Origin of the sequence: Shinella zoogloeoides, from assembly GCF_022682305.1 — a bacterium.
Taxonomy (GTDB): Bacteria; Pseudomonadota; Alphaproteobacteria; order Rhizobiales; family Rhizobiaceae; genus Shinella; species Shinella zoogloeoides_B.
Genome location: NZ_CP093528.1, coordinates 4,042,973 through 4,068,792, shown reverse-complemented (window position 1 = coordinate 4,068,792; position 25,820 = coordinate 4,042,973). Strand labels below are relative to the sequence as shown.

The following is a 25,820-nucleotide window of genomic DNA, read 5'->3' as shown; positions in this document are numbered from 1 at the left end:
ATCCCATCAGATGGAAATAAACATTTTCAACGAATCTGGAACAATCGCCGCAAGCGGGCTATGGCATGATGCGGCGACGAGGAGACAAGGCCATGGCGGAGCATCAGGAAAAGACGCGGGGGCGGCCCGGCCGCAAACCGGCGGAGAATGCGGCACCCTCTTCCGTGCAGGTGCTGGACAGGAGCCTGAAGCTCCTCGATCTGGTGGCGCGGGCGGACGGTGCGGCGCTGACCGACCTTGCCGACCAGTCCGGCATGGCGCCCTCGACGGTGCACCGCCTTCTGACGTCGCTCGCCCAGCATGGCATGGTGACCCATGACGGGGAAACCGGCGCCTGGACCATCGGCGTGAAGGCCTTCGAGATCGGCACCGCCTATCTGCGCTTCCGCAAGCTCGGCACGATCAGCCGGCCGTTCCTGAAGCAGCTCATGGAAGGCTGCGGCGAGACCGCGAACATCGCCATCGAGGACGACGGCGACGTGGTGTTCATCTCGCAGGTCGAAAGCCATGCGCCGATGCGCGCCTTCTTCCGCCCCGGCCGGCGCGGGCCGATCCATGCCTCCGGCATCGGCAAGGCGATCCTCTCGACCTGGCCGGATGCGCGCATCGAGGCGCTGCTGGCAGGCCGGACGCTGCAACATTTCACCGACAAGACACGCGACAGCCTGCCTCTGCTGCTCGGCGATATCGCAAAAATCCGCGCACGCGGCTTTTCCATCGACGACGAGGAGCACACGCTCGGCATGCGCTGCGTCGCCGCGCCGATCTTCGACGAATATGGCGAGGCGGTTGCCGGCATTTCCGTTTCGGGGCCGGCGGTGCGCCTGCCCGATACCAAGGTGGATGCGCTCGGCCCGGTGGTGCAGGCCGCGGCGGAAGGGCTGACCAAGGCGATGGGCGGACGGCTCAAGGGCAAATGAAACGCCGCCGCATCCGGAGGGATACGGCGGCGCGATGGTGTTTACCGTCAGATGCGGGGCGGCGGGTTACGCGCGCGGCGCCTTCGCCTTCATCGCCTTGCCGGCGACATAGACCTCGGCGACGCAGCGGTCGTCGCCCATCGTCTGGAGGATGAACAGTTCCTCCATCAGCGATTTCGCCGTGCGCATGCGGTATTCCATCGCCGGCTTGGCGCTGGAATCGAGCACGACGATATCCGCGTCCGCCCCGGCATGAAGCGAGCCGATATGCTTTTCGAGGCCAAGCGCCCGGGCATTGCCGAGCGTCATGCGGTAGAAGGAATTGAACGGCGTCAGCTTCTGGCCGCGCAGGTGCAGCACCTTGTAGGCCTCGTCCATCGTCTCCAGCATGGAGAAGCTGGTACCCGCCCCCACATCCGTCGCCACCGACCAGCGCGCGCCGGCCTTGTCGAAGCGGTCGCGGTCGAAGAGGCCGGACCCCAGGAAGAGGTTCGACGTCGGGCAGAAGACGGCAACGCTGCCGGTCTCGGCGAGAACGCCGACTTCCCGGTCGCTCAGGTGGATGCAGTGGCCGAGCAGCATGCGCTCGTTCAAAAGGCCATAACGGGCATAGATGTCCGTATAATCCTTGGCTTCCGGATAGAGCGAGGTCGCGAAGGCGATCTCGTCGTGGTTTTCCGAAAGGTGGGTCTGGACGTAGCAGGTGGGGTTTTCCGCGACGAGCGCCTGGCTCATCTCCATCTGCTCCGGCGTGGAGGTGATGGCGAAGCGCGGGCTGATCGCGTAATGCGCGCGGCCACGGCCGTGCCACTTCCCGATGAGCGCCTTCGTTTCGTCATAGCCCTTCTGCGGCGTGTCGCGCAGCGCGTCGGGCGCGTTGCGGTCCATCATCACCTTGCCGCCGACCATGCGCATGCCGCGTGCCTCGGCCGCCGTGAAATAGGCGTCGACGCTTTCGGGATGCACCGAGCAATAGGCGACGGCGGTGGTGGTGCCGTTCGACAGAAGCTCGTCGAAGAACCTGTCCGCCACGGCCGCCGCATGGACGGCATCGGCGAACTTCTGTTCCTCGACGAAGATATAGGTGTTCAGCCATTCGAGAAGCTGGGCACCGTAGGAGGCGATGGCCTGAGTCTGCGGGAAGTGCAAATGCGTATCGATAAGGCCCGGCAGAACGAGGTTCGGCCGGTGATCGGCCACCTCGACATCCGCGCCGGCAAGCTTGCTGATGACAGCATAGTCGCCTGTGTCCGCCACCTTGCCGTCACGCACGAGGACGGCGCCGTCCTCGTGGTAGCGGTAGGAGGCCGTGTCGTCGATGCCCTGCGGCTCGGCGACGAAGGTCAGCACCCGTCCGCGGATCAGGAGATCGCTCACTGGATCTTCTCCCCGCTGACGGCGCTTTCGTACCAGGCGACGAAGAGCTTGCGCTCCTCGTCCGAGACCTGGGTGACGTTTGCCGGCGGCATGGCGTGCGAGCGGCCGGCCTGCAGGTAGATCTCGCGGGCATGGGCCGCGATCTGCGCGTCGGTTTCCAGCATCACGCCTTTCGGCGGCGTGACGATGCCTTCCCAGCCCGGCTCCTTGGCGTGGCACATGGCGCATCGCCCGGCGACGGTGTCGCGCACCTTCGGGAAGGCTTCCGCCGTTACGAAGGACTGCTGGGCGGCCGAGACCTTGGCGTCGTCGGCTTCACCCGTCAGCACCTTCGGCACCGTGGAAAGCCACATGATGATGACGAAAAGCAGCGCGGTGGCGAGCCACGTCCAGGTCGGGTTGCCCGTGCCGGCATGGGTCGTGTTGAAGTAGTGGCGGATCGTGACGCCCATCAGGAAGACCAGCGAGGCGATGATCCAGTTGAACTCCGTGCCGAAGGCCAGCGGATAGTGGTTCGACAGCATGAGGAACAGGACGGGCAGCGTCAGGTAGTTGTTGTGCGTTGAGCGCTGCTTGGCGATCCTGCCGTATTTCGGATCGGGCGTGCGGCCGGCGATGAGGTCGGCGACGACGATGCGCTGGTTCGGCATGATGATGAAGAACACGTTCGCCGACATGATCGTTGCCGTGAAGGCGCCGAGATGCAGGAAGGCGGCGCGCCCCGTGAAGAGCTGCGTGTAACCCCAGGCGACGACGACCAGGATGAAGTACAGCGCCACCATCAGCCGCGTGTTGTCGTTGCCGAAGGGCGACTTGCAGATGAGGTCGTACATGATCCAGCCGAAGGCGAGCGAGCCGAGCGAGATGGCGATGGCCACCGGCTTGGAGACGTTCAGCACATTCGGATCGATGAGGTAGAGGTCCGCGCCCGCATAATAGACGAGACAGAGCATGCCGAAGCCCGAGAGCCAGGTGGCGTAGCTTTCCCATTTGAACCAGACGAGGTGCTCGGGCATCTTGGCCGGCGCCACGAGGTACTTCTGGATGTGGTAGAAGCCGCCGCCGTGAACCTGCCACTCCTCGCCATAGGCGCCCGGCGGCAGGCCGGGGTGCTTCTTCAGGCCCAGGTCGAGGGCGACAAAGTAAAAGGATGAGCCGATCCAGGCGATGGCCGTGACCACGTGCAGCCAGCGGACTGCGAACATTACCCAATCCCAGGCTATGGCATATTCGTACATAGGGTCCTCCACCCATTTTCCATAAGCTTGTTTGCCATCAAGTTATTTACCCGGAAATCCCGGGGAATCCCCAAGTCTTTCAAAAAAATCTAAAAGATGGCCGCCCACTTTGCTCCGCACGCCAATGTGGTAGAAAGAATCATGTCCTATCTCGATAATGTACGCGTCTTCGTTCGCGTGGTCGAACTCGGTACCCTTTCGGCGGCGGGCCGCGACCAGCGCGTCACGCCCGCGGTCGCCAGCAATCGCATCAAGGAGCTGGAGCGTCACCTCGGCGTGCGGCTGTTCAACCGCACGACGCGCAAGCTCTCGCCGACGGAACATGGCCGTGTCTTCTACGAGGGCGCGGTGAAGATCATCGAGGCGGTGAACGAGGCGGAGGCGGCGATCGCCGATCTTTCGCGCAATCCCAAGGGGTCGCTGCGCATCACCGCCCCGCTCGGCATCGGCCGGCGTCTCATCGCCTCGGGCATTCCCGAATTCCACGACAAGTATCCCGACATCGAGGTGCGCGTGCGCCTGTCGGATCACAATGTCGATATCCTTGCCGAAGGCGTCGACGTCGCCTTCAAGCTCGGCGTGCTGGAAGACTCCAACCTGCGCATGCGCGGCATCCTCAAATGCGAACGGGTGCTCTGCGCCTCGCCGGAATACCTCGCCCGCCGCGGCACGCCCAGGACGGCGGACGCGCTGATCGCCGACAAGCACGACTGTCTCCTGCTGCGCTATCCCGGCTCCAAGGAATATTACTGGACGCTGGTGACCGCCGAAGGCCCGCGCAAGTTCGAGGTCGGCGGCCCCTATGACAGCGACGACGGCGACGTGCTTACCCAATGGGCGCTGGAAGGCCGCGGCATCATCAACAAGCCGCTCTTCGAGGTGAAGGCCCACCTCGCCGAAGGCCGGCTGGTGGAAATCCTGAAAGACAGCCCGCCCGCCACGGTCCAGCTCGCGGCGATCTATCCGCACAAGCGCTTCCAGGACCCGAAGGTCCGCCTGATGATCGACTTCATGGCGGAGCGCTGTCAGCGGCTCATCGGCAAGCTGCTGGGCGAGGAGTTGGTGACGGAAGACGCTAGCGACTGACTTCCTTCGCGGCATTTACCGGACTCGTGGACCAGATCAACGCCGCCGTCATGATCTCGGCGGTCGCCAAGGCGGCGATGACCGTCGGGCGCTTGTCCTTGATGGCCGTGCCACCGATGGGGCAGACGAGGTTTTCGAAAAGGTCCGGATTGCCGATCTCGCGCAGCAGCCAGCTCTTGAAGGTCGCGCGCTTCGTTTTGGAGCCGATCATGCCGACATAGGCGGCGTCCGGGCGCTTCAGCGCCTCGGCGGCGATGAGGAAGTCGAGCGCGTGGTCGTGGGTCAGGATGACGAAGCTGCTGCCGGCGGGCGCATCGCGCACCACGGCTTCCGGCATGGCGGTAAGGCAGGTCTCGATGCCCGGCACCGTGGAGGCGGTCAGTTCGTCCTCGCGCGTATCGACGAGGACGACGCGCAGCGGCGCGAGCGACAGCGCCATGGCGAGCGCATCGCCAACATGGCCGGCGCCGAAGACATAGACATGCGGGCGCGAGGCCATTTCCTTGTCGCTGCGGGCAATGAGGTCGCTCGCCAGCGCCGGGGTGACCGCCGCGAAGGAGAGGCCGACGCGACCGCCGCAGCACTGGCCGATCTCCGGGCCGAGCGGCACGCTCATCGGCTCGGCATCTGCGCCCAGGCGCAAGGCCCGCCGCGCATGGTCGATCGCCATATATTCGAGCTGACCACCACCGATCGTCGCGAAGATTGCCCGTTCGGAGACCAGCATCCAGGCATCGGTGTCGCGTGGCGTGGACCCTGCCGCGCCCGTAACCTCGACAAGGACGACCGCCCGCTCGCGGCGAAGGAAATCCCTGATATCTTCGCGCGCGGCGGGCATTGTCTCACCCCTTCTTTGCGGCTTTCAGCCGCTCGATGGCCATCAGCACGCATTCGGGCGTCGCCGGTGCGTCGAGGCGTGGGCAGATCTTGTGATCGGCCACGCTTGCGATGGCGTCCGAAAGGGCGTGCAGCACGGCAAGGCCGAGCGGCAGCGGCGGCTCGCCGACCGCCTTGGAGCGGTGGATCGTCGGCTCGTAGGCTTCCGACCAGTCGGTGAGCGCCACGTTGAAGATCTTCGGCCGGTCCGAGGCGAGCGGAATCTTGTAGGTGGAGGGCGCGTGGGTGCGAAGCCGCCCCTTGCCGTCCCACCACAGTTCCTCCGTCGTCAGCCAGCCCATGCCCTGGATGAAGCCGCCCTCGATCTGGCCGATATCGATGATCTTGTTCAGCGAGCGGCCGGTATCGTGCAGGATGTCGGTGCGCTCGACGACATATTCGCCGGTGAGCGTATCGACGGAGACTTCCGAGCAGGCCGCGCCATAGGCGAAGTAGTAGAAGGCGTGGCCGCGGCCCTTGGAACGGTCCCAGTGGATCTTCGGCGTCTTGTAGAAGCCGGCCGCCGAGAGCTGGACACGCGACATATAGGCCTGCCGCACCAGTTCGTTGAAGGAAATCTCGGCATTGCCGATGCGCACGCGGTTGGGCAGGAACACGACCTGGTCGCGCGGCACCTGATGGCTTTCCGCCGCGAAATCGATGAGCCGGTCCTTGATCTGACGGGCGGCATCCTGCGCGGCCATGCCGTTGAGGTCGGCGCCCGAGGAGGCGGCGGTCGGCGAGGTGTTCGGCACCTTGGCGGTTGTCGTGGCGGTGATCTTCACGCGGTCGAGATCGATCTGGAACTCTTCCGCCACCACCTGCGCCACCTTCAGGTGCAGGCCCTGGCCCATTTCCGTGCCGCCGTGGTTCATGTGCACGGAACCGTCCGTGTAGACATGCACCAGCGCGCCGGCCTGGTTGGACTCCGTCTTGGTGAAGGAGATGCCGAACTTCACCGGCGTCAGCGCAAGGCCGCGCTTGACGACACGGCTCTTCGCGTTGAACTCGGCGATGGCCTTGCGGCGGCCGGCATAATCAGCGCTTTCCTCCAGCTCGGCGACGAGGCGCTGGATGATGCAGTCCTCGACCTTCTGGTGGTAGGGGGTGAGGTTACGATCACCCTCGATACCCATCTCGTCGTAGAAGTTCAGCTTGCGAATCTCGAGCGGGTCCTTGCCGACGGCAAACGCCACCTCGTCGATGACGCGCTCGGCACCCACCATGCCCTGCGGGCCGCCGAAGCCGCGGAAGGCGGTGTTCGACACGGTGTTGGTGTAGAGCGGCGCCGACTTGGCGTGCACATGCGGGAAGAAGTAGCTGTTGTCGCAGTGGAAGAGGGCACGGTCGCCCACCGGGCCGGAAAGGTCCGCCGAGAAACCGGCCCGGAGGGCGAACGTGTAATCGACTGCCTGGATACGGCCTTCCTCGTCGAAGCCGACCTCGTAGTCGATGGCGAAATCGTGCCGCTTGCCGGTCGCGACCATGTCCTCGTCACGGTCGAGCCGGACCTTGACGGCGCGGTTCAGTTTCTTGGCGGCGATGGCCGCGATGGCGGCGCACTGGTTCGCCTGGGTTTCCTTGCCGCCGAAGCCGCCGCCCATGCGGCGTACCTCGACCGTCACGGCATGGCTCGGCACGCCGAGCGCATGGGCGATCATGTGCTGCGTCTCGCTCGGCCCCTGGGTCGAGCAATAGACGATGACCTCGTCGTCCTCGCCGGGAACGGCGAAGGAGATCTGGCCTTCCAGGTAGAAATGGTCCTGGCCGCCGAGCCGCATGCGGCCCTTCACGCGGCGCGGCGCGTTCTTCAGCGCCGCTTCCGGATCACCGCGCTTCAGCGTCAGCGGGGTAACGACCTGGCGGTGCGTATTGACGTCGAGATCCCAGATGTCGATGTCCGCCGGCAGTTCCTCGTATTCGATCTTGGCAAGGCGCGCGGCGCGGCGGGCCTCCTCGCGGGTTTCCGCGATGACGCAGAAGATCGGCTGGCCGTGGAACTCGACCTTGCCGGCCGCGAAGACCGGATCGTCGTTCATGCCCGAGGGCGAAACGTCGTTGACGCCAGGCACATCCTCATAGGTCAGCACGTCGACGACGCCGGGCGCGGCGCGGACCGCCGAGAGATCGACGGATTTCAGGACGCCGTGCGCGACGGTCGACAGACCAAGGCCGGCATGCAGGGTGCCTGCGGGCTCGGCGATATCGTCGATATAGATGGCGGTTCCCGCGACGTGCTTGTGCGCGGAATCGTGACTGACGCTCGAATGGACGCCGCCGTCGATCTTCTCAGCCTTGAGGTCGGGTGTGTGGTGCTTGTTCATGGCTCACGCAGCCTCGTATCTGGACACCTGTGCGGGCGTCTCGCTGGATGTGGTTTCCATATAGAACCGCAGGAGAAGGTTCTTCGCGACCAGCGCACGGTATTCGGCCGTGGCGCGCATGTCGGTCAGCGGAGCGTAGTCTTCCGCGTATTTCTCCATGGCCGCCTCGACGGTCGCCTCGGTCCACGGCTGGCCGACCAGGGCCTTTTCCACGGCGAAGGCGCGCTTCGGCGTTGCCGCCATGCCACCATAGGCGATGGTGATGGCTGCGACCGTACCGTCCGCGGCGAGCGCCAGACGGAAAGCGCCGAGCGTTGCCGTGATGTCCTCGTCGCGGCGCTTGGTGACCTTGTAGACGGCGAACTTTTCCGCCGCCGGCGGCACCGGCACATGCACGGCTTCGACGAATTCGCCCGGCTGGCGGTCCTGCTTGCCATAGGCGATGAAGAAGTCCTGCAGGGAAATGGTGCGCCGTTCCGCGCCCTTGCGCAAGGTCAGCCTGCTGTCGAGGGCGATCAGTGCCGGGGGCGTATCGCCGATGGGCGAGCCGTTGGCGATATTGCCGCCGATCGTGCCCATATTGCGCACCTGCTGGCCGCCGATGCGGTTGATGAGCGGGCCGAGCGCCGGAATGTGCTGTGCCAGCGTGGCGAAGGCCTCGGTATAGGTGACGCCGGCGCCGATGGAGACCACGCCGTCCTTGACGGAAAGCGACTTCAGCTCGTCCAGCCCGGCGATGAAGACGACCGGGGAGATGTCGCGCATGTGCTTCGTCACCCAGAGGCCGACATCGGTGGAGCCCGCGACGACCGTTGCGGTGGGCGAAGCTTCCAGCACGGCGGCGAAATCGTCGAGATCCGCCGGAACGACGAACCGCGCCTTGCCTTCGCCGATCTCGACGCGGGCGCCGTCGCGCAGCGCCTTGAGGCGCGCGATCATCGCGGCGCGCTCGGCGAGCAGCGGATCCTTGTCGGTGCCGCCATATTCGGAGATGGCGCGGGCGGCGCGCAGGATCGGCTCGTAGCCGGTGCAACGACAGAGATTGCCCTGCAGCGCGACCTCGATCTGCTCGTCGGAAGGATTAGGCGTCTGCATCCACAGCGCATAGAGCGACATGACGAAGCCCGGCGTGCAGAAGCCGCATTGCGAACCGTGATAGTCGACCATCGCCTGCTGCACGGGATGCAGCTTGTCGCCGGTGCCGGCGAGGTGCTCGACCGTCACGACATGACAGCCGTCCAGCGAGCCCATGAAGCGGATGCAGGCATTGACGCCTTCATAGACCAGCCCGCCTTGCGGGGTGAGGCGGCCGACGAGCACGGTGCAGGCGCCGCAGTCGCCCTCGGCGCAGCCTTCCTTGGTGCCCTTGAGCGAGCGGGAAAGGCGCAGCCAGTCGAGCAGCGTATGGTCGGGCGCGACATCGCGAAGGGCGACGTCCCGGCCGTTGAGGATGAAGCGCAGTTCGGAGCGGATCTTGGCGGCCGCCATGGGCTTAGCTCCCGCGGTAGGTGGAATAGCTGAACGGCGAGACGAGGAGCGGCACATGGTAATGCGCGCCTTCGTCGGAAAGGCCGAAGCGGATGGGGATGATATCGAGGAACATCGGGCCGTCGCCGGAGCGGCCGAGATAGTCGCCGGCATGGAAACGCAGCTCGTAAGTGCCGGCCTTCATGTCGTCACCCGAAAGCAGCGGCGCATCGCAGCGGCCGTCGTCGTTCGTCGCGACCGTCTTGATGAGATGGAACGCGTCGCCTTCGACACGGAAGAGGTCGATGCGCAGGCCTTCCGCCGGCTTGCCGAGGGCGGTGTCCAGAACGTGGGTCGTGAGCCGGCCGGCTCCGTGCGAATGAGACTGCATGTTTTCCTCCCGAGCACAATGCGCCTGCAATCACTATCGGCCAGCCTCTTTCCACTGAAAAGCAGAAAGATCGTTCGAGACTTTCAAATTTTCCTGGGGAATGGCCCGGGCGATTCTTGAGTTAGACATTCGTCATCAAAAACGTTTGGAGGAGCGTTCCATGCGATACTGCCGTGACATGCACGGATATGGGCAGACCCCGCCGGCCGCTGCGTGGCCGGGCGATGCGCGCGTCGCCGTGCAATTCGTCCTGAACTACGAGGAAGGCGGCGAGAACTGCGTGCTGCATGGCGACGCGGCCTCGGAAGCCTTCCTGTCGGAGATCGTCGGCGCCGCGCAGTGGCCGGGCCAACGCCACTGGAACATGGAGTCCATCTACGAATACGGCGCACGCGCCGGCTTCTGGCGCCTGCACCGGCTGCTGACGGAAAAGAACGTGCCCGTTACGGTCTACGGCGTCGCCACCGCCCTCAAGCGCTCGCCCGCCCAGGTCGCGGCAATGATCGAGGCCGGCTGGGAAATCGCCTCGCACGGCCTCAAATGGGTCGAACACAAGGACATGTCGGCGGACGACGAGCGCGCGGCCATCGCCGAGGCGATCCGTCTGCACACGCTCGTCACCGGCGAGCGGCCGCGCGGCTGGTATACGGGCCGCTGTTCCGTCAACACGGTCGATCTCGTGGCGGAGGCCGGCGGCTTCGACTACATTTCCGACACCTATGCGGACGACCTGCCCTACTGGTACGAGCATGGCGGCAGGCAGCAGCTCATCATTCCCTATACGCTCGACGCCAACGACATGCGCTTCGCCACGCCCCAGGGCTTCAACAGCGGCGACCAGTTCTTCACCTACCTGAAGGATTCGTTCGACGCGCTCTATGCCGAAGGCAAGGCCGGCAGCCCGAAGATGATGAGCATCGGCCTGCACTGCCGCCTGCTCGGCCGTCCCGGCCGCGTCATGGCGCTCGCCCGCTTCATCGACTACGTGCAGAGCCACGAGAAGGTCTGGATCGCACGGCGCGTCGACATCGCCGAGCACTGGGCGAAGACCCATCCGCCGCAGCCGCTTTCCGAGCGTCCCTCGCAGATGTCGGAAGAGGTCTTCGTCGAACGCTTCGGCGGCATCTTCGAGCACTCGCCGTGGGTGGCGCAGCGCGCCTGGGCCGACGAGCTTTCACCGGCGCACGACACCGCCCTCGGCCTTGCCGCCGCGCTCGCTTTCCAATTCCGCGCCGCAAGCGCCGAGGAGCGGCTCGGCGTGCTCGTCGCGCACCCCGACCTTGCCGGCAAGCTGGCGCAGGCCAAGCGTCTGACGGCAAGCTCGACCGAGGAACAGGCCTCCGCCGGCCTCGACGCGCTGACGGACGAGGAGCGCAGCCGCTTCACCGAACTCAACGACGCCTATGTGGAGAAATTCGGCTTCCCCTTCATCATCGCCGTGCGCGACAACACGAAGGCAAGCATCCTCGCCGCCTTCGAGAAGCGCATCGCCAACGACCGTGACACCGAATTCGCCACCGCCTGCAAGCAGGTGGAGCGAATCGGGTTCCTCCGGCTCAAGGCGCTGCTGCCGGCCTGAGCCGGAAGCGGCCGATCCGCCGCCCGCCGTCGGCGCTTGCCTGCGTCCGGCCATGGCGTCAATATAAGTGACGGTTGAAAGACCGGACGGGCACGACGGGGGACCTCCCCACCCTTGTCGAAGCCCGTCGATGTCCTGGCAGGCGATCCTGCCCGGACAGTCAGTTTCCGCCAGCCGCATTCATGCGTCAGGCGGTCATCGCGTGAAGAAGGCGGGTGCCCTGCGCAATCCGCCGGACCATTCATCCGGACGGCGGCATTGGCCGTCTGCGTGTTTCTGGCCATGTGGCCGAGGGAGGAAAACCATGAAGACCATCGAGATCAAACCGCTGACCCGTGAGGCCTTCGCGCCCTTCGGCCAGGTCATCGAGCGCGACGGCGCGCACAATTTCCCGATCAATGCGGGCAAGTGCACCCGCTTCCACGATCTCGCCAATATCGAGACGACCGGCGAGAAGGCGCGGCCGATGATCAGCCTGCTGCGCGGCGAACCCTATCCGCTGCCGCTGGAACTGAACATGGTCGAGCGCCATCCGCTCGGCAGTCAGGCGTTCATCCCGCTCGGCGAGGCCTCCTTCCTCGTCGTCGTCGCCGAGGAGACGGAGAACGGCCCCGCCGAACCGATCGCCTTTCGCACGGCACCGGGCCAGGGCGTCAATATCGGCCGCAATGTCTGGCACGGCATCCTGACGCCGCTCGATGCGGTCTCCGATTTCGCCGTGGTCGACCGCGGCGGCGAAGGCGTCAACCTCGAGGAGCACTTCTACAGCGAAACCTTCCTGGTCCGCTGAAGCCACCCATCGGTTTCACGGATCCGCCGGCCCGCCTCCACGGGCCGGCATTTTCGTAGCCGCCATTTGCCTTAACCGCACAAACGAAAACGGGCCGCGCGATGAGCGCGGCCCGTTCCTTTTGGATCGATGGGTTCCCGCCTATTCCGCGAAGAAGGCGAAGCGGATGACGAAGAGGGCCGCGACGACCGCCGTTGCCGGATGGATGTCCTTCCACTTGCCGGTGAAGAGCTTCAGCACCACGTAGCTGATGAAGCCGAAGGCAAGGCCGTTGGCGATCGAGTAGGTGAAGGGCATGGCGAGCGCGGTAAGCGCAGCCGGGGCCGCTTCCGTCAGGTCTTCCCATTCGACTTCCGTCAGTTCGCGCATCATCAGGCCTGCGACATAGAGCAGGGCCGGAGCCGTGGCATAGCTCGGAACGGAGCCAGCGAGCGGCGAGATGAAGAGGGCGGCCAGGAACAGGATGGCGACGGTGAAGGCGGTGAGGCCCGTACGACCGCCGGCCTGAACGCCGGAGGCGCTTTCGACATAGGCGGTGGTGCTGCTCGTGCCCATCAGCGAGCCGGCGACGATGGCCGTGCTGTCTGCAAGAAGGGCGCGGCCGAGGCGGCTCTTCTGGCCTTCCTGGATGAGGCCCGCGCGCTTGGCGACGCCGATCAGCGTGCCCGTGGCGTCGAAGACTTCGACGAGCACGAAGACGAGGATGACGTGCAGCAGGCCGCCATGCAGGGCGCCCATGATGTCGAGCTGCAGGAAGGTCGGCAGGATCGACGGCGGCATGGAGACGACGCCGCGGAACTCGCTGACGCCGAGGATCCAGGACAGGACCGTGACGACGAGAATGCCGATCAGGATCGAGCCCTTGACGCGCAGCGCATCGAGCACGGCGATGACGAAGAAGCCGAGGATCGCCAGGAGCGGGCCGGTCTGCTTCAGGTCGCCGAGGCCGACGAGGGTCGCCGGATTGTCGACGACGATGCCGGCGCTCTTCAGGGCGATGATGCCGAGGAAGAGACCGATACCGGCGGCGATGGCGCTTCTCAACGAATGCGGAATGCCTTCGATCAGCCAGCTGCGAATGCCCGTCACCGTGAGGAGGACGAAGATCATGCCGGAGATGAAGACCGCGCCGAGCGCCTGCTGCCAGGTGAAGCCGAGGGCGGCGACGACGGTGAAGGCAAAGAAGGCGTTGAGGCCCATGCCGGGCGCCATGCCGATCGGCCAGTTGGCCATGGTCGCCATGACCATGGAGCCGAGCGCGGCAGCCAGACAGGTCGCGACGAAGACGGCATCCCGGTCCATGCCCGTCGTGGACAGGATATCCGGGTTGACGAAGATGATATAGGACATGGTGAGGAAGGTCGTCAGACCCGCGATCACCTCGGTGCGCACGGTGGTGCCGTGCTCACTCAGCTTGAAAAGCCGTTCAAACATGTTTTCTCCCCCTGGCGGACGCGGATATGCGCCGCCGTGCGATAGATGCGGGCCATAGCTCCTCCAGCGGCCCGTCGCGGATCGTTCCGCGCCTGTGCGCGGCGGCTTCCAAAGGACAGGCCACCGTGATCACAGTTTCGTTATATTGCTTCTTCCGCGAGGTCCGCGCCAGCGGGGGATTTCCCCGGATTTTAGCGAAACTCTTTCACGACTTGCCGGGCTCGGCGGGCCGTCATTCGCACACGTCGACCCATACGCCGCCGACCAGCCCCGCCATGCGCTCCGGCGCGATGCGCACCGCCGCATTGGTCGCGCCGGCGGCCGGGACGACCTCCCCGAAAGCACGCAGCGAGACGTCGCAATAGACCGGCAGCGGCGAAGGCAGGCCGAAGGGGCAGACGCCGCCGACCGGGTGCGAGGTGGCGGCTACCACCTCTCCGGCATCCAGCATGCGGGGCTTTGCCGAAAAGCGGTCCTTGAATTTGCGATTGCTGAGCCGCGCCGTGCCGGCGGCGACCAGGAGTACGATCTCCTCGCCGACGCGCAGGCAGATCGTCTTGGCGATCTGTTCGGGGGCGACGCCATGCGCCTCGGCGGCAAGCGCCACGGTGGCCGAGCTTTGCTCGGTGACGAGCACGTCGATATCGGGGGCGTGTTCGGTGAAGAAGGAACGGACGGATTCGAGCGACATGGCATTTCATAGCCAGTCCGACGGCCCCGATGCAAGAGGCCGCCGGACCGCGAAGCGCAATGCGTCAGGCGTAGATGCCGCCCGAGGGCGTCGTGCCGACGGCGGAGCCGGGCAGGAAGGTCGCCGCCTTGCCGAAGGTATTGATGACGCCGTTGGTCTCGGCGATGTAGCGGCTGCCGGTGGCGCTGCCCGAAATCGTGGGGCTGGACAGCGAGACCGTGCCGGAATTGCGGGCGGCGGCGAACTGGGTGAAGGCCGGCGTACCGGTCAGCGTGAAGGTGCGCCCCTCGGCAAGCAGCACGCCCGCGCCGATATTCATGTGCCGGCGCGCGCCGCCGGTGATGGCGACATTGTCCTCCAGCACGATCTGGCAGGGATTGTCGCAGAAGATATGGTCGGCATTCGCGCCGACCGCGCCGTATTCCATCCTGCCGAGGCGCAGAGAGACGCCGTTGCCGACGGAAAGCCCGTGGATGAGGTCCGTGGCGATGGCGATACGGATGCCCGAAACACGCGCCTGCGCCCCGCTGCCGAAGACGAGGCCCGAGGACAGGACGACCGAGGCGGGCGTCGTCTCGTTGCCCTTGACGATCAGCGTTCCGCCTCCGGGAAGGGCGCGGGGAACCGTCGCCCCGGCATAGCTGCCATTGGCAAGCTCGATGGTGATGTCATAGCCTGCGGTATCCAGCTTATGGGCCTCGTTGATCGCCTTCTGGAGCGTCGCGAAGGGCGCACCCGCCGTCAGGCCGCTATTGCCGTCGTTGCCACCGGTCGAGACATAGTAGGTCCGGCCCGCCGTCAACTGCGGCCGCATGCCCTGCACGCCCGCCGGGAAGGCGACGCGCCCCGTCGCCGGATCGGCCACCATGGCGTCGTTGAAGGCGGAGCCATCCGCGCTCACCTTGATACGGAAGGTGTCGCTGCCGGCAAGCCCCATCTCGGCGCGACCGGACCAGTTAGTCTGGAACAGCAGCGAGGCGGTGTCGCCGGCACTGGCCTTGTTGACCTTGATCTGGTGTCCCGCGCCCTCGTTGTTGAAGAGCGAGGCGGGCGCGGCGACGGCAAGCCGGTTCGTCGCGTCCGCCGTGGCGTTGATGCCGATCCGGTCGGCGACGGCGATATCGAAGGCCGCCGACAGCCAATCGCCCGCCCTGAAAACGAGAAGGCGGTTCTCGTCGGTCACCTGGGCAAGCCAGCCCTCGCGCGGCGCATGGAAGGTCCATGCGCCGTCCTGCCAGGCGGCCACTGCCTTCGTCTGGCCGGTCCAGGCATCCGTCGCGCCCGCCGGGACGATGTAGCGGTCCCCGGCGGCCGGGCTTGCCGGCGGCGCGGTAACAGCCCTGCTCAGGACGGAGAGATGGAGAAGGGCATCCAGCGCCTTGAGGGCTTCGTTGTGGGTGACGTGCTTCTGCGCCTGCGCAGGCAGGATATAGGGAAGGTTCAGATTATCGGTCGCGTCCATTTCGTCCGGCTCCTGTGCGAATGTCCGAACCAGTATAGGAGCGCCGTGAAAGGCGGGGAAAATCGAGGCACTGCTTCGGAGGTCGACGCGCCTGCCGTATTCCTCCCGCACTATACGTAACTCACGCTAGGGAAGGCTTTCCGAGAGTTGCCTTCGATCAAGAATACTTGCGTTTCCGCAGTAAACAGGGCGGGGAAAAGGCCGCATTATCAATTTCCTAACCAATATGAGCAAGCCTTCCATCACTCCGGCGATGCGGCCGGGCTGAGCACTCATGTGCGACATGACTTCATGACAGCGGAAATGAATTCGGCGCTCCGGAAGAGACATGTCCACGCCAGGAAATGTCCGACATGAGAATCAAGACACAATTCATTGTCCTCGCCTCGGCAACGGGCGTGGCGATCGCAGGCCTGATCGGCAGCCTCTGGGGCTATGCCGGCGCGGCCGACGACGTCACCGGCGCCTACGACCAAAAGTATAAATCCTACCTGCTCGCCGACAATTTCCGTCAGTCGTCCGACGACCTGACCCGCCTCGTGCGCACCTATGCCGAAACCGGCGACCCCTCGTTCAAGGAACAGTACAACGCCGTCGTCGAGATCCGGAACGGCACCCGCGCGCGCCCCGAGGACTATCACCGCATCTACTGGGACTTCGTGGCGGGCGGCGAAGCCAAGCCCCGCCCGGACGGCGCGGCCGTCTCCATGCACGACCTGATGAAGCAGGCCGGCTTCACCGACGAGGAATTCGCCCTGCTCGGCCAGGCGAACGAGCGCTCCGACGCGCTGGTCACGATCGAGACCGAGGCGATGAACCTCGTGGACGCGGGTGCCCCGGACGCCAAGGAAAAGGCGACCGCCATGGTGAACTCGCCGGAATACCACAAGTTCAAGGCCGAGATCATGAAGCCGGTCGACGCCTTCTTCGTGAAGCTCGAGAACCGCACCCAGGGCGCCGTCGATGAGGCGAATGTACGCGCATCCTTCTACTGGACGCTGATCATCATCGCCATGTCGACGCTCGCCCTGATGCTCGCCATCGTCGGCTTCGTCACCTTCAAGCGCATCATCGGCGGCATGGACAAGATCCGTCACTCGATGGGCGAGGTGGCCGACGGCCATCTCGACAACGAGATCGCCCTTGCCAGGAACAACGACGAAATCGGCGACATGGGCAAAGCGCTGGAAGTCTTCCGCCAGGGCGCCATCGCCAACCGGCGCCTGGAGCAGGAAGCGGCGGAAAACCGCAAGCGCGCCGAGGCCGAACGCATCGCCCTGCAGGAAAAGGCCGAAGCCGACGCCGCCGAGCGGCTGCGCATCGCCACCTCCGGCCTTGCGGCGGGCCTGAAGCGCCTTGCCGGCGGCGACCTCGCCTTCCAGCTCAACGAGGCCTTCGCGCAGGACTTCGAGGCGCTGCGCCACGACTTCAACCGCTCCGTCTCCCAGCTCGGCACGACGCTGGCGGAGATTTCCGGCTCGATCTCGACGCTCGACACCGGCACCCGCGAAATCGCCTCCGGCACGGACGACCTGTCGAAGCGCACCGAGCAGCAGGCCGCCTCGCTCGAACAGACCGCCGCGGCGCTCGACGAGATCACCGTCAACGTCGCCAATTCCTCCAGGCGCACGGAGGAGGCCAAGGACGTCGCAGGCCGCGCCAACCGCTCGGCCGCCGAATCCGCCCAGGTCGTCTCCCATGCGGAAGAGGCGATGCGCAAGATCGAGGAAAGCTCACAGCAGATTTCCAACATCATCGGCGTCATCGACGAGATCGCCTTCCAGACCAACCTGCTTGCCCTCAATGCGGGCGTGGAAGCGGCGCGCGCCGGTGAAGCCGGCAAGGGCTTCGCGGTCGTGGCGCAGGAAGTGCGAGAGCTTGCCCAGCGCTCCGCCCAGGCGGCGAAGGAGATCAAGGGGCTGATCCACAACTCCTCCACCGAGGTCGAAAGCGGCGTGAAGCTGGTGCGCGATGCCGGCACGGCGCTGAAAACCATCAGCGAGTTCATCGTCGAGATCAACGCGCATATGGAATCGATCGCTACCTCCGCCAAGGAACAGTCGGTCGGCCTTGCCGAAGTCAACACCGCCGTCAACCAGATGGACCAGACGACGCAGCAGAACGCCGCCATGGTGGAGCAGTCGAATGCCGCCTCCAACACGCTCGCCAACGAAGCCGTGCGGCTGCGGGACCTCGTCAGCCAGTTCCGGCTGGAAGGCGCATCCTCGGCGCCGGCCGGCGGCATGCGCAGCGCGCGGGCGAGCGATACCGCCCACGCCTCCCCCGCCCGGGCGCTCGGCCGCAAGGTAAGCGCCGCCTTCAGCGGCAATGCCGCGCTCGACACGAAGGGCGAGTGGGAAGAGTTCTGAGAACGCAGCCCCGCTCAAACGAAAAACCCGCCTGCGGCCTCGCAGGCGGGTTCTTTATTTCCGGGGCACAAGGCCCTCAGGATCGTCAGTGCGAATCCTTCGGCACATCGTTGCCGCGCGCGCCGCGCAGGAAGTCGAAATCGGCGCCGGTGTCCGCGCCCGTGACGTGATCGTGATAGAGCATGCCGTAGCCGCTTGCCGGCCGCTCGACCGGGCTTTTCCATTCGGCAAGGCGGCGCTCGATCTCGCCCTCGGGCACATCGAGATGCAGGCGCCGGTTCGGCACGTCCAGCTCGATGAAATCGCCATCGCGCACGATGGCGAGCGGCCCGCCGGCAGCGGCTTCCGGGCTGGTGTGGAGCACGACGGTGCCATAGGCCGTGCCGGACATGCGGGCATCGGAAATGCGCACCATGTCCGTGATGCCCTTCTTCAGCACCTTTGGCGGCAGGCCCATATTGCCCACCTCCGCCATGCCGGGATAGCCGCGCGGACCACAGTTCTTCAGCACCATGACGCAGGTCTCGTCGATGTCGAGATCGGGATCGTCGATCTTGCGCTTGTAGTCGTCGATATCCTCGAAGACGACGGCGCGGCCACGGTGCACCATCAACGAGGCGGTGGCGGCGGACGGCTTCAGAACCGCACCCCTGGGCGCCAGGTTACCCTTGAGCACCGCGATACCGCCCTGCTGCGCCAGCGCCTTCTCCGTCGGCAGGATGACGTCCTCGTTCCAGTTGGCGACGTCCTTGACCTCGTCCCAGATCCTCTCGCCCGAGACGGTCAGCGCCTCCTTGTGGAGAAGACCCGCCTCGCCGAGGCGCTTCAGCACGACCGGCAGGCCGCCGGCATAGAAGAACTCTTCCATCAGGTATTTGCCGGACGGCATGAGGTTGACGATGGTCGGCACGTTGCGGCCGAGACGGTCCCAGTCGTCCAGCGTCAGGTCGATGCCGACGCGGCCGGCGAGCGCCAGGAGATGGACGACCGCATTGGTCGAGCCGCCGATGGCGCCATTGGCGCGGATGGCGTTCTCGAAGGCCTCGCGGGTGAGGATGTCGGAAGGCTTCAGGTCGTCCTTGACCATCTGGACGATGCGGCGGCCGGTGAGCTGCGCCATCACGCGGCGGCGGCTGTCGACGGCGGGGATCGCGGCATTGCCGGAAAGCGCCATGCCGAGCGCCTCGGCCATGGAGGCCATGGTCGAGGCGGTGCCCATCGTGTTGCAGGTGCCGGAGGAACGGCTCATCGCCTGCTCGGCGTCGAGGAAGTCCTCCTTGCTCATCGTACCGGCCTTGATCGCCTCCGACATCTGCCAGAGCGCCGTGCCGGAGCCGACGCGCTCGCCGCGGAACCAGCCGTTCAGCATCGGCCCGCCGGTAACGACGATGGAGGGAATATCGGTGGAGGCCGCACCCATCAGCAGCGAGGGCGTGGTCTTGTCGCAGCCGACCAGCAGCACCGCACCGTCGATCGGCTGGGCGCGCATGGTCTCCTCCACCGCGAGCGCGGCGAGGTTGCGATACATCATGGCCGTCGGCCGATAGGTGTTCTCCGAGGCGGAGAAGACGGGAACTTCCAGCGGGAAACCGCCCGCCTCCCAGACGCCGGCCTTCACCTTCTCGGCAAGCTCGCGCAGGTGGCCGTTGCAGGGGGTGAGGTCCGACCAGGTGTTGAGAATGCCGATCACCGGGCGCCCGTCGAACAGGTCGTGCGGGTAACCCTGGTTCTTCAGCCAGCCGCGATGGTAGATGTTGTCGCGCGAGGTGCCGCCGTACCACTCCTGCGAACGCAGTTTGCGCGGCCAGGGGGAGGGTTTGAATGTCATTGTCGTGCCTTGTCTCTGGTGCCTGCGGGCAATGAGCGCGCGTCTGCAGACGCAAATCGCCATCCTCCCCATGACTGACAGGGAAGCGCGGAAGCCCCATAACAGTCAAATCATCAATCGATATCGTTGCATATCAAAGGCGTCATGATACCGCGACATTTATTGCCGCAAACGCAAGAAGCTCCGGAACCGGCCGCCGCCCGCAAAAATCTTCCCCGCTGCGATCCGTTTGCCGTTTCCGGATCGTCCTTGGCCTGTCCGCAACAGAAGGAGATATGCCATGTCCGAGAAGCCCGTGATCCTGGTCAATCACCTCACAGTCGATCCCGGCAAGCAGGATGCGCTGATCGCGCTGCTATGCGAGAACACGCAAACCCTGATCCGCACCCTGCCCGGCTGGAGAACGACGCGGCTGATCGCGGCGGCGGACGGCGCGGGCGTGGTCATCTATTCCGAATGGGAGACGCCCGCGGCCGTCGCGGCGATGCGCGACGATCCGCGCATGAAGGCCTATTTCCCGAAGATCGCCGCGCTGGCGCGCTTCAATTCCCTGCTCGGCTCGGAAGTGGCGAATATCACCCCATGAGCCTACCAGCGGATCCATCGATCCCCATCGACAGCACTGCCTGATCCCGGCAGAACACGACATGGAGGACGGCAGCGATGAACATGGATGCCTTCGAGGAACGGCTGAAAGCGCTGCGGCCACGCCTGCATCGCTACTGCGCGCGCATGATCGGCTCAGCGATCCACGGCGAGGACGTCCTGCAGGACGCCCTCGTCAAGGCGCTCCATGCACGACACCAGGGAGCGGAGGTGGACAATCTCGAAGGCTGGCTGTTCCGCATCGCCCACAATACCAGCCTCGATTTCCTGCGCAGCCGGTCGCGCAACGCGGTCGTTCCCCTCACCGAGGATATCGAAGCCGCCACCATGCCTCAGACGGAGGTCGTCGCCGTCAGCTTCCGGACCTTCCTGCGATTGCCGGAGCTGCAACGCTGCGCGGTGATCCTGAAGGACGTGCTGGGCCATTCGGTCGAGGAGATCGCCGCCATCGCCGATTGTTCGCCGGCGGCCGCCAAGTCCGCCCTTCAGCGCGGGCGCGCGGCGTTGCAGCAGCTTTCCCGCGCGCCCGAGGACGCGCGGCTGCCGCTGATATCCGACGCGGACCGACGGAAGATCGCCGCCTATGTCGATCTTTTCTGCAGCGGCGATTTCGACACGATTCGCGCCATGCTCGCCGACGACGTCAAGCTCGACCTGGTGAACCGGCTCCAGTGGCAGGGCCGCGAGAAGACCACGCCCTATTTCACGCGCTATGCCGAAGTGTCGAAATGGCGCTTCGCCCTCGGCGCGGTCGAGGGCCTGCCGGCCATGCTGGTCTTCGACGGCGACGGCCCCATGGACGGCCCGGCGCATTTCGTGCTGGTGGAATGGTCGGACGGCCGGATCGCCGCGATCCGCGACTTCCTGTTCGCTCCCTATGTGCAGGAGGCGGCGGACTGGGTGCGTCTGGGCTAGGTTCCCAGCTCATCAGCAGCACCGCCGACGTCGTCCTCACGCAGGACACGCGCGCATTTGCCGCGGCGCGAATATCCAAGCAAAAGTTGCATCGATGATGAGAATATTAACCACCCCGGGAGCACACTCCTCTCAGTGAGCATGGCCGACGCCGAAGATCAAAGCCACCACTACGTGACTGAATGACAAGCAATATTTGACTTATGTCAAGGACTGACGGGGGAAGATCGGGTGTCGATGACCGCGCCCGGAGCGGGCGGCGGCAAGGAACCGCCCTCCCCCGCAGATACGGAACATGCAGCATCAGGTTGCATGCATTCGCCGCATGGATCGCAGCGGCGGCGCCCTCCGGGCGTGATGCAAACCCAGGCAACCACGCCGACCGGCAGCGCCAGCGCGCCTCGCCGAACGCTCTTTTCCGCATCCCATACCAAGAGACCAGCATGAAAAACCTCTCCATCAAAGCCTCGCTCGTCGCGCTGATGAGCGCCATCATCGTCGTCGTAGCGATCTCGTCCGCCATCGCCCTGCAGAGCATCCATTCCATAACGGCCTCGGCCGAGAAGGTCGGGAATTTCTGGATCGAGCGCCTGCTGTCCTCGCGGGAGGTGAAGAGCGACTTCGCCGATATGCGCCTCACGCTCGCGCGCCTGGCCATGGTCAACGACGAGGCGGAGTTCAAGGCGGAGATGCAGGCGCTCGACGCCGCCAAGACAAAGCTCGAGGCCTCGATCGTCAAATACGAGGCAGGCGTCTTCTCCCCGACCGGACGGGCGCTCATCACCGAAATCCGCACGCTTGCCGCAAACTACCTCGCCGACAGCGCCCCCTATATCGCTCACGTCAGGAACCATGACCTCGAAGCGGCGCGCACGGCCTTCACCATGGACATGAAGCCGCTCGCCATCCGGACGAACGACAAGATTTCCGAGCTTGTCGCCTTCATCATGACGCAGACCGAAGGCGAGGTCACCGCCGCCGACGAGGCTGCGAGCGACGCCTTCACGCTCTCGCTCTCCATCGCCGCCGTCGCGGTCCTGATCAGCCTTGCCGGCATCTATGTCATCGTCGCGCGCGTCGCCAATCCGATCCAGCGCATCACCGGCGCCATGCGCGGGCTGGCGGGCGGCAATGTCGCGGATGCAATTCCCTTCACCGGCCGGCTCGATGAAATCGGCGCGATGGCGGGCGCCGTGCAGGTCTTCCGCGAAAACGCCATCGAGCGCCTGCGCCTGGAAGAGGAGGCCGAAGCCAGCCGCAGCCTCAGCGAAAAGGAACGCCTGGAGCGCGAGGCGCAGAAGGCACGGGAAGCCGCCGACGTGAAATTCGCCGTCGACAGCCTGGCCGACGGCCTTTCCAGGCTCTCCAACGGCGATGTCTCCTACCGTATCAGCCAGCCATTCACCGCGACACTCGACGCCGTGCGAAGCGATTTCAACGGTTCGGCCGAGAAGCTGCAAACGGCGCTCGGCCGGGTTGCCGAAAACGCCCGCGGGATCGAAGCCGGCTCGAACGAGATCCGCTCCGCCGCCGACGATCTCGCCAAGCGCACCGAGCAGCAGGCCGCCGCCGTCGAGGAAACAGCCGCCGCGCTCGAGGAAATCACCACCGTCGTGAAGGACACCGCCAAGCGCGCCCACGAGGCGGGCCAACTGGTCGCCGGCGCACGCAGCCACGCCGAAGCCTCCGGCGCCGTGGTCCACCGTGCCGTCGGCGCGATGGAGCAGATCGAGAAATCCTCCAACGAGATCTCCAACATCATCGGCGTCATCGACGAGATCGCCTTCCAGACGAACCTGCTTGCGCTCAATGCCGGCGTCGAGGCCGCGCGGGCCGGCGAGGCCGGCAAGGGCTTTGCGGTCGTCGCCCAGGAAGTGCGCGAGCTCGCCCAGCGCTCGGCCAATGCCGCCCGGGAAATCAAGACGCTGATCGTCGCCTCGAAGACCCAGGTTCAGGAAGGCGTGCAGCTTGTCGGCGACACCGGCCGTGCGCTGGAGACGATCGTCACCGAGGTGCAGGAGATCAATCGCCATGTCAGCGCCATCGTCGAGGCGGCGCAGGAACAGTCCTCCGGACTCCAGCAGATCAACACCGCCGTCAACCAGATGGATCAGGACACCCAGAAGAACGCCGCGATGGTGGAGGAGACCACCGCAGCCACCCACAGCCTGTCGCGCGAAGTAGTCTCGCTCAACGAGCTGCTGGCCCAGTTCAAGCTTTCCGGCGCGCCGCGCGCGGCCCCGCCGGTCCGCCACGGAGCCGGTTCCGCGGCCGTCTCGCCGGTGCGCGCGCTCGGCCGCAGGCTGGCCGGCGCCTTCGCCGGCAATGCGGCCGTCAAGCAGGACGAATGGGAGGAATTCTAGGCGTCGGGAGAGCGCCTGCCAGGGCGGGTGCCTGAAACAACGGCTGGCGGGGCTTCGGTCCCGCCACCCGAGGCATGGAGGCGGCGGCCGCAGACCGGCCGGTCGAAGCACTTTTAATGGCAACGAGGCGAAGCACGTCCATGCTGACACTTGAAAGCACCACGCCAGCAGAAGAAGGCGCGAACGGCCTGTCGACCCTCCTGGAGGGCACGGCCTCGATGCTGCGCGCCGTCACACGCTTTCGGCCGGAAGAGGATTTCATCCGCTATGCGCTCGATAATTCCGCCATCGTGGCGGTGACGGACGTGCGCGGAACGATCACCTATGTCAACGGCACGTTCTGCGAGATCAGCGGCTATACGCAGAGCGAACTGATCGGCTCCAACCATCGGATGCTGAAGTCCGGCCTGCACGACACGGACTTTTTCCGCGCCATGTATCGCGAGATCGCGCAGGGGCGCATCTGGCACGGCGAGATTTGCAACCGGCGCAAGGACGGCTCGCTCTACTGGGTCGATACGGCGATCGTGCCCCATATCTCGGAAAAGGGGAAGGCCGACAGCTACACCTCCATCCGCTTCGACATCACCGCCCGAAAGCAGCTCGAAGTCGAGTTGCGGGCGAGCAAGGAGCATTTGAAGCACCTCGCCAACCACGATCCGCTGACGGACCTGCCGAACCGGCGGTGCTTCCAGGAGTTTGTCGAGGCGACCGTGGCGCGCCATTCCGGCGCTGGCCGCAGCTTCCACCTCGCCTTGCTGGATGTCGACACGTTCAAGGAGATCAACGATTCCTTCGGCCACCATGCGGGCGACCAACTGCTGCAGACGGTGGCCGCGCGCCTGACCGCGCATTGCCCGCGGGACGGTTTCATCGCGAGGCTCGGTGGGGACGAGTTCGGCATCATCCTCATCGACGCCTCCCCCGCCGCCGCGGCCGCCATCCTCGAAGGCATTCTCCAGAGCCTGCGTCAGCCGATAGAGATCGGCGTAAACACGCGCCGCTCTTCCGCCAGCCTGGGCGTCGCCGTCTTCCCCCGCGACGGGCGGAATTCCGAGGCGCTGATGAAGGCTGCGGACCTTGCGCTCTACCATGCCAAGGCGCTCGGCCGCGACCGCTACGAACTGTTCCAGCCTGCCCTTCGCGAGGCCGCCGAACGACGTTCGGAATTGCTGGTGGAAATCGAGGACGGCTTGCGGCGCGACAGCTTCCTGCTGCACTATCAGCCGATCGTCGCGCGAAACGGCGGACAGATCTCGCTCGAGGCGCTGATGCGCTGGCGGCACCCGCAGCGCGGCCTGCTTACCCCCGGGGCCTTTGAGGAGGGCTTTTCGGATCCCGCGGTTCGCGCCGCGCTTGGGCTATTCATGCTTGAACGGGTCTTCCAGGACTTCTCACGCTCTCCAGCGCGGGATCTACCGTTGGGCCGCATTGCGATGAACCTCACCAATTCCGACTTCCGCTCGGACGCCTTCGTCGACCGGTTCTTTGCACTTTGCACGGAAACAGGGATCAGCCCGCAGCAATTCAGTGTCGAGGTAACCGAGGGCATGTTCCTCGGGTCGCATCAGAAACGCGTGGAGGACGGCCTGCAGCGCCTGCACGACGCCGGGGTCGAGATCGCGCTGGACGATTTTGGGACGGGATACGCATCATTGACGCATCTGCGGCAATTGCCGCTGGACCGGCTGAAGATCGACCGCAGCTTCGTGTCGAACATGGCCACCTCACGGGAGGACCGGGCCATCGTCCGCGGCATCGTCGAGATCGCGCACAGCCTCGGCAAGCTGGTGACGGCGGAAGGGGTTGAGACCCTCGAGCAGGTGGAGCTCCTATGCGCAATGGGCTGCGATCATTTGCAGGGCTGGCACTTCGGCAAGGCATGCGCACCCGACCGTCTGCCTGACGTCCTCTCGTCGTTGGCGTTCTGACGATAGGCTTAGAACGCCAAAAGCCCCCGTGCATTTGTGCGACGGGGGCTTTTGTTGTTTGGTTGCGGGGGCAGGCTTCCACCTTTGTCCTAACTTCCCCCGGTCTGTGCCGGTGTTCCGCCTCCACGAAGTCGAGAATGCCGAACAACTCGCCGCGTAGCTTGGCGTGAACC

At 65.4% G+C, this 25,820-nt stretch carries 19 protein-coding genes; 9 read left to right on the top strand and 10 right to left on the bottom strand.

Annotation, left to right across the window (positions count from 1 at the left end; translation table 11 throughout):
- The first annotated feature begins 92 nt into the window (after positions 1-92).
- Positions 93-920: an HTH-type transcriptional regulator BhcR gene (bhcR, locus tag MOE34_RS20115; protein WP_242219202.1), complete on the top strand. Its 828-nt coding sequence runs from the start codon at positions 93-95 to the stop codon at positions 918-920.
- Between the two features lie 66 nt (positions 921-986).
- On the opposite strand, the gene guaD is transcribed toward bhcR, so the two are convergent.
- Positions 987-2,297 carry a guanine deaminase gene (gene guaD, locus MOE34_RS20110; protein WP_242219200.1) on the bottom strand — a complete coding sequence of 437 codons (1,311 nt, stop codon included), beginning with the start codon at positions 2,295-2,297 and terminating at the stop codon, positions 987-989.
- Complete coding sequence (locus MOE34_RS20105) at positions 2,294-3,535, bottom strand: urate hydroxylase PuuD (protein WP_242219198.1); 1,242 nt, start codon at positions 3,533-3,535, stop codon at positions 2,294-2,296. The genes guaD and MOE34_RS20105 overlap by 4 nt, the downstream gene beginning before the upstream one ends.
- 141 nt (positions 3,536-3,676) lie before the next feature.
- On the opposite strand from MOE34_RS20105, the gene MOE34_RS20100 reads away from it, so the two are divergent.
- Complete coding sequence (locus MOE34_RS20100) at positions 3,677-4,621, top strand: LysR family transcriptional regulator (RefSeq protein ID WP_242219196.1); 945 nt, start codon at positions 3,677-3,679, stop codon at positions 4,619-4,621.
- Here the strand turns inward: MOE34_RS20100 and xdhC are convergent.
- The 4 genes from xdhC to uraH are packed head-to-tail and all read right to left on the bottom strand — an operon-like array spanning position 4,611 to position 9,679.
- A complete protein-coding gene (gene xdhC, locus MOE34_RS20095; RefSeq protein WP_242219195.1) occupies positions 4,611-5,459 on the bottom strand; it encodes a xanthine dehydrogenase accessory protein XdhC in 849 nt (282 codons plus the stop codon). The genes MOE34_RS20100 and xdhC overlap by 11 nt on opposite strands.
- 4 nt (positions 5,460-5,463) lie before the next feature.
- Positions 5,464-7,821, bottom strand: a complete 2,358-nt coding sequence (gene xdhB, locus MOE34_RS20090; RefSeq protein ID WP_242219193.1) for a xanthine dehydrogenase molybdopterin binding subunit — start codon at positions 7,819-7,821, stop codon at positions 5,464-5,466.
- A gap of 3 nt (positions 7,822-7,824) precedes the next feature.
- Positions 7,825-9,309, bottom strand: coding sequence for a xanthine dehydrogenase small subunit (xdhA, locus tag MOE34_RS20085; RefSeq protein WP_242219191.1), 1,485 nt, complete (start codon positions 9,307-9,309; stop codon positions 7,825-7,827).
- A gap of 4 nt (positions 9,310-9,313) precedes the next feature.
- On the bottom strand, positions 9,314-9,679 hold the full coding sequence (gene uraH, locus MOE34_RS20080; RefSeq protein WP_242219189.1) for a hydroxyisourate hydrolase: 366 nt from the start codon (positions 9,677-9,679) through the stop codon (positions 9,314-9,316).
- Between the two features lie 160 nt (positions 9,680-9,839).
- Here uraH and puuE point away from each other — a divergent pair, with 160 nt between their 5' ends.
- Both puuE and MOE34_RS20070 read left to right on the top strand, forming a co-directional pair.
- Complete coding sequence (gene puuE, locus MOE34_RS20075; protein WP_242219187.1) at positions 9,840-11,258, top strand: allantoinase PuuE; 1,419 nt, start codon at positions 9,840-9,842, stop codon at positions 11,256-11,258.
- Between the two features lie 304 nt (positions 11,259-11,562).
- Entirely contained in the window at positions 11,563-12,048 is a 486-nt protein-coding gene (locus MOE34_RS20070) for an ureidoglycolate lyase (RefSeq protein WP_242219185.1), read from the top strand.
- Positions 12,049-12,189: 141 nt separating this feature from the next.
- Here MOE34_RS20070 and MOE34_RS20065 read toward each other — a convergent pair whose 3' ends face one another.
- From MOE34_RS20065 to MOE34_RS20055, 3 genes are all read right to left on the bottom strand, one after another.
- Positions 12,190-13,482 (bottom strand): NCS2 family permease, encoded by a 1,293-nt coding sequence (locus tag MOE34_RS20065; protein ID WP_242219183.1) that lies wholly within the window; start codon positions 13,480-13,482, stop codon positions 12,190-12,192.
- Between the two features lie 232 nt (positions 13,483-13,714).
- On the bottom strand, positions 13,715-14,173 hold the full coding sequence (locus MOE34_RS20060; protein WP_242219182.1) for a YbaK/EbsC family protein: 459 nt from the start codon (positions 14,171-14,173) through the stop codon (positions 13,715-13,717).
- A gap of 64 nt (positions 14,174-14,237) precedes the next feature.
- Positions 14,238-15,635 (bottom strand): DUF2793 domain-containing protein, encoded by a 1,398-nt coding sequence (locus MOE34_RS20055; RefSeq protein WP_242219180.1) that lies wholly within the window; start codon positions 15,633-15,635, stop codon positions 14,238-14,240.
- Between the two features lie 353 nt (positions 15,636-15,988).
- Here MOE34_RS20055 and MOE34_RS20050 point away from each other — a divergent pair, with 353 nt between their 5' ends.
- Positions 15,989-18,004 (top strand): methyl-accepting chemotaxis protein, encoded by a 2,016-nt coding sequence (locus tag MOE34_RS20050; RefSeq protein WP_242219177.1) that lies wholly within the window; start codon positions 15,989-15,991, stop codon positions 18,002-18,004.
- 85 nt (positions 18,005-18,089) lie between these two features.
- Here MOE34_RS20050 and araD read toward each other — a convergent pair whose 3' ends face one another.
- The gene (gene araD / locus MOE34_RS20045; protein ID WP_242219176.1) at positions 18,090-19,832 is read right to left on the bottom strand and encodes an L-arabinonate dehydratase; all 1,743 of its coding nucleotides are present in this window, start codon (positions 19,830-19,832) and stop codon (positions 18,090-18,092) included.
- Positions 19,833-20,112: 280 nt separating this feature from the next.
- Here araD and MOE34_RS20040 point away from each other — a divergent pair, with 280 nt between their 5' ends.
- From MOE34_RS20040 to MOE34_RS20025, 4 genes are all read left to right on the top strand, one after another.
- Positions 20,113-20,418 carry a putative quinol monooxygenase gene (locus MOE34_RS20040; RefSeq protein ID WP_242219174.1) on the top strand — a complete coding sequence of 102 codons (306 nt, stop codon included), beginning with the start codon at positions 20,113-20,115 and terminating at the stop codon, positions 20,416-20,418.
- Positions 20,419-20,495: 77 nt separating this feature from the next.
- A complete protein-coding gene (locus MOE34_RS20035; protein WP_242219173.1) occupies positions 20,496-21,353 on the top strand; it encodes a sigma-70 family RNA polymerase sigma factor in 858 nt (285 codons plus the stop codon).
- A 443-nt stretch (positions 21,354-21,796) separates the two neighbouring features.
- Complete coding sequence (locus tag MOE34_RS20030) at positions 21,797-23,716, top strand: methyl-accepting chemotaxis protein (RefSeq protein WP_242219172.1); 1,920 nt, start codon at positions 21,797-21,799, stop codon at positions 23,714-23,716.
- A 140-nt stretch (positions 23,717-23,856) separates the two neighbouring features.
- Complete coding sequence (locus MOE34_RS20025) at positions 23,857-25,647, top strand: putative bifunctional diguanylate cyclase/phosphodiesterase (protein ID WP_242219171.1); 1,791 nt, start codon at positions 23,857-23,859, stop codon at positions 25,645-25,647.
- The last annotated feature ends 173 nt before the right edge of the window (positions 25,648-25,820 follow it).

What these genes read in the sequence shown, in the direction of transcription:
- araD (WP_242219176.1), bottom strand. Translation starts at nt 19,832, where the DNA reads ATGACATTCAAACCCTCCCCCTGGCCGCGCAAACTGCGTTCGCAGGAG.
- uraH (WP_242219189.1), bottom strand. Translation starts at nt 9,679, where the DNA reads ATGCAGTCTCATTCGCACGGAGCCGGCCGGCTCACGACCCACGTTCTG.
- xdhA (WP_242219191.1), bottom strand. Translation starts at nt 9,309, where the DNA reads ATGGCGGCCGCCAAGATCCGCTCCGAACTGCGCTTCATCCTCAACGGC.
- xdhC (WP_242219195.1), bottom strand. Translation starts at nt 5,459, where the DNA reads ATGCCCGCCGCGCGCGAAGATATCAGGGATTTCCTTCGCCGCGAGCGG.
- MOE34_RS20055 (WP_242219180.1), bottom strand. Translation starts at nt 15,635, where the DNA reads ATGGACGCGACCGATAATCTGAACCTTCCCTATATCCTGCCTGCGCAG.
- MOE34_RS20030 (WP_242219172.1), top strand. Translation starts at nt 21,797, where the DNA reads ATGAAAAACCTCTCCATCAAAGCCTCGCTCGTCGCGCTGATGAGCGCC.
- xdhB (WP_242219193.1), bottom strand. Translation starts at nt 7,821, where the DNA reads ATGAACAAGCACCACACACCCGACCTCAAGGCTGAGAAGATCGACGGC.
- MOE34_RS20035 (WP_242219173.1), top strand. Translation starts at nt 20,496, where the DNA reads ATGAACATGGATGCCTTCGAGGAACGGCTGAAAGCGCTGCGGCCACGC.
- MOE34_RS20025 (WP_242219171.1), top strand. Translation starts at nt 23,857, where the DNA reads ATGCTGACACTTGAAAGCACCACGCCAGCAGAAGAAGGCGCGAACGGC.
- MOE34_RS20105 (WP_242219198.1), bottom strand. Translation starts at nt 3,535, where the DNA reads ATGTACGAATATGCCATAGCCTGGGATTGGGTAATGTTCGCAGTCCGC.
- MOE34_RS20040 (WP_242219174.1), top strand. Translation starts at nt 20,113, where the DNA reads ATGTCCGAGAAGCCCGTGATCCTGGTCAATCACCTCACAGTCGATCCC.
- MOE34_RS20050 (WP_242219177.1), top strand. Translation starts at nt 15,989, where the DNA reads ATGAGAATCAAGACACAATTCATTGTCCTCGCCTCGGCAACGGGCGTG.
- MOE34_RS20060 (WP_242219182.1), bottom strand. Translation starts at nt 14,173, where the DNA reads ATGTCGCTCGAATCCGTCCGTTCCTTCTTCACCGAACACGCCCCCGAT.
- MOE34_RS20070 (WP_242219185.1), top strand. Translation starts at nt 11,563, where the DNA reads ATGAAGACCATCGAGATCAAACCGCTGACCCGTGAGGCCTTCGCGCCC.
- MOE34_RS20100 (WP_242219196.1), top strand. Translation starts at nt 3,677, where the DNA reads ATGTCCTATCTCGATAATGTACGCGTCTTCGTTCGCGTGGTCGAACTC.
- MOE34_RS20065 (WP_242219183.1), bottom strand. Translation starts at nt 13,482, where the DNA reads ATGTTTGAACGGCTTTTCAAGCTGAGTGAGCACGGCACCACCGTGCGC.
- puuE (WP_242219187.1), top strand. Translation starts at nt 9,840, where the DNA reads ATGCGATACTGCCGTGACATGCACGGATATGGGCAGACCCCGCCGGCC.
- bhcR (WP_242219202.1), top strand. Translation starts at nt 93, where the DNA reads ATGGCGGAGCATCAGGAAAAGACGCGGGGGCGGCCCGGCCGCAAACCG.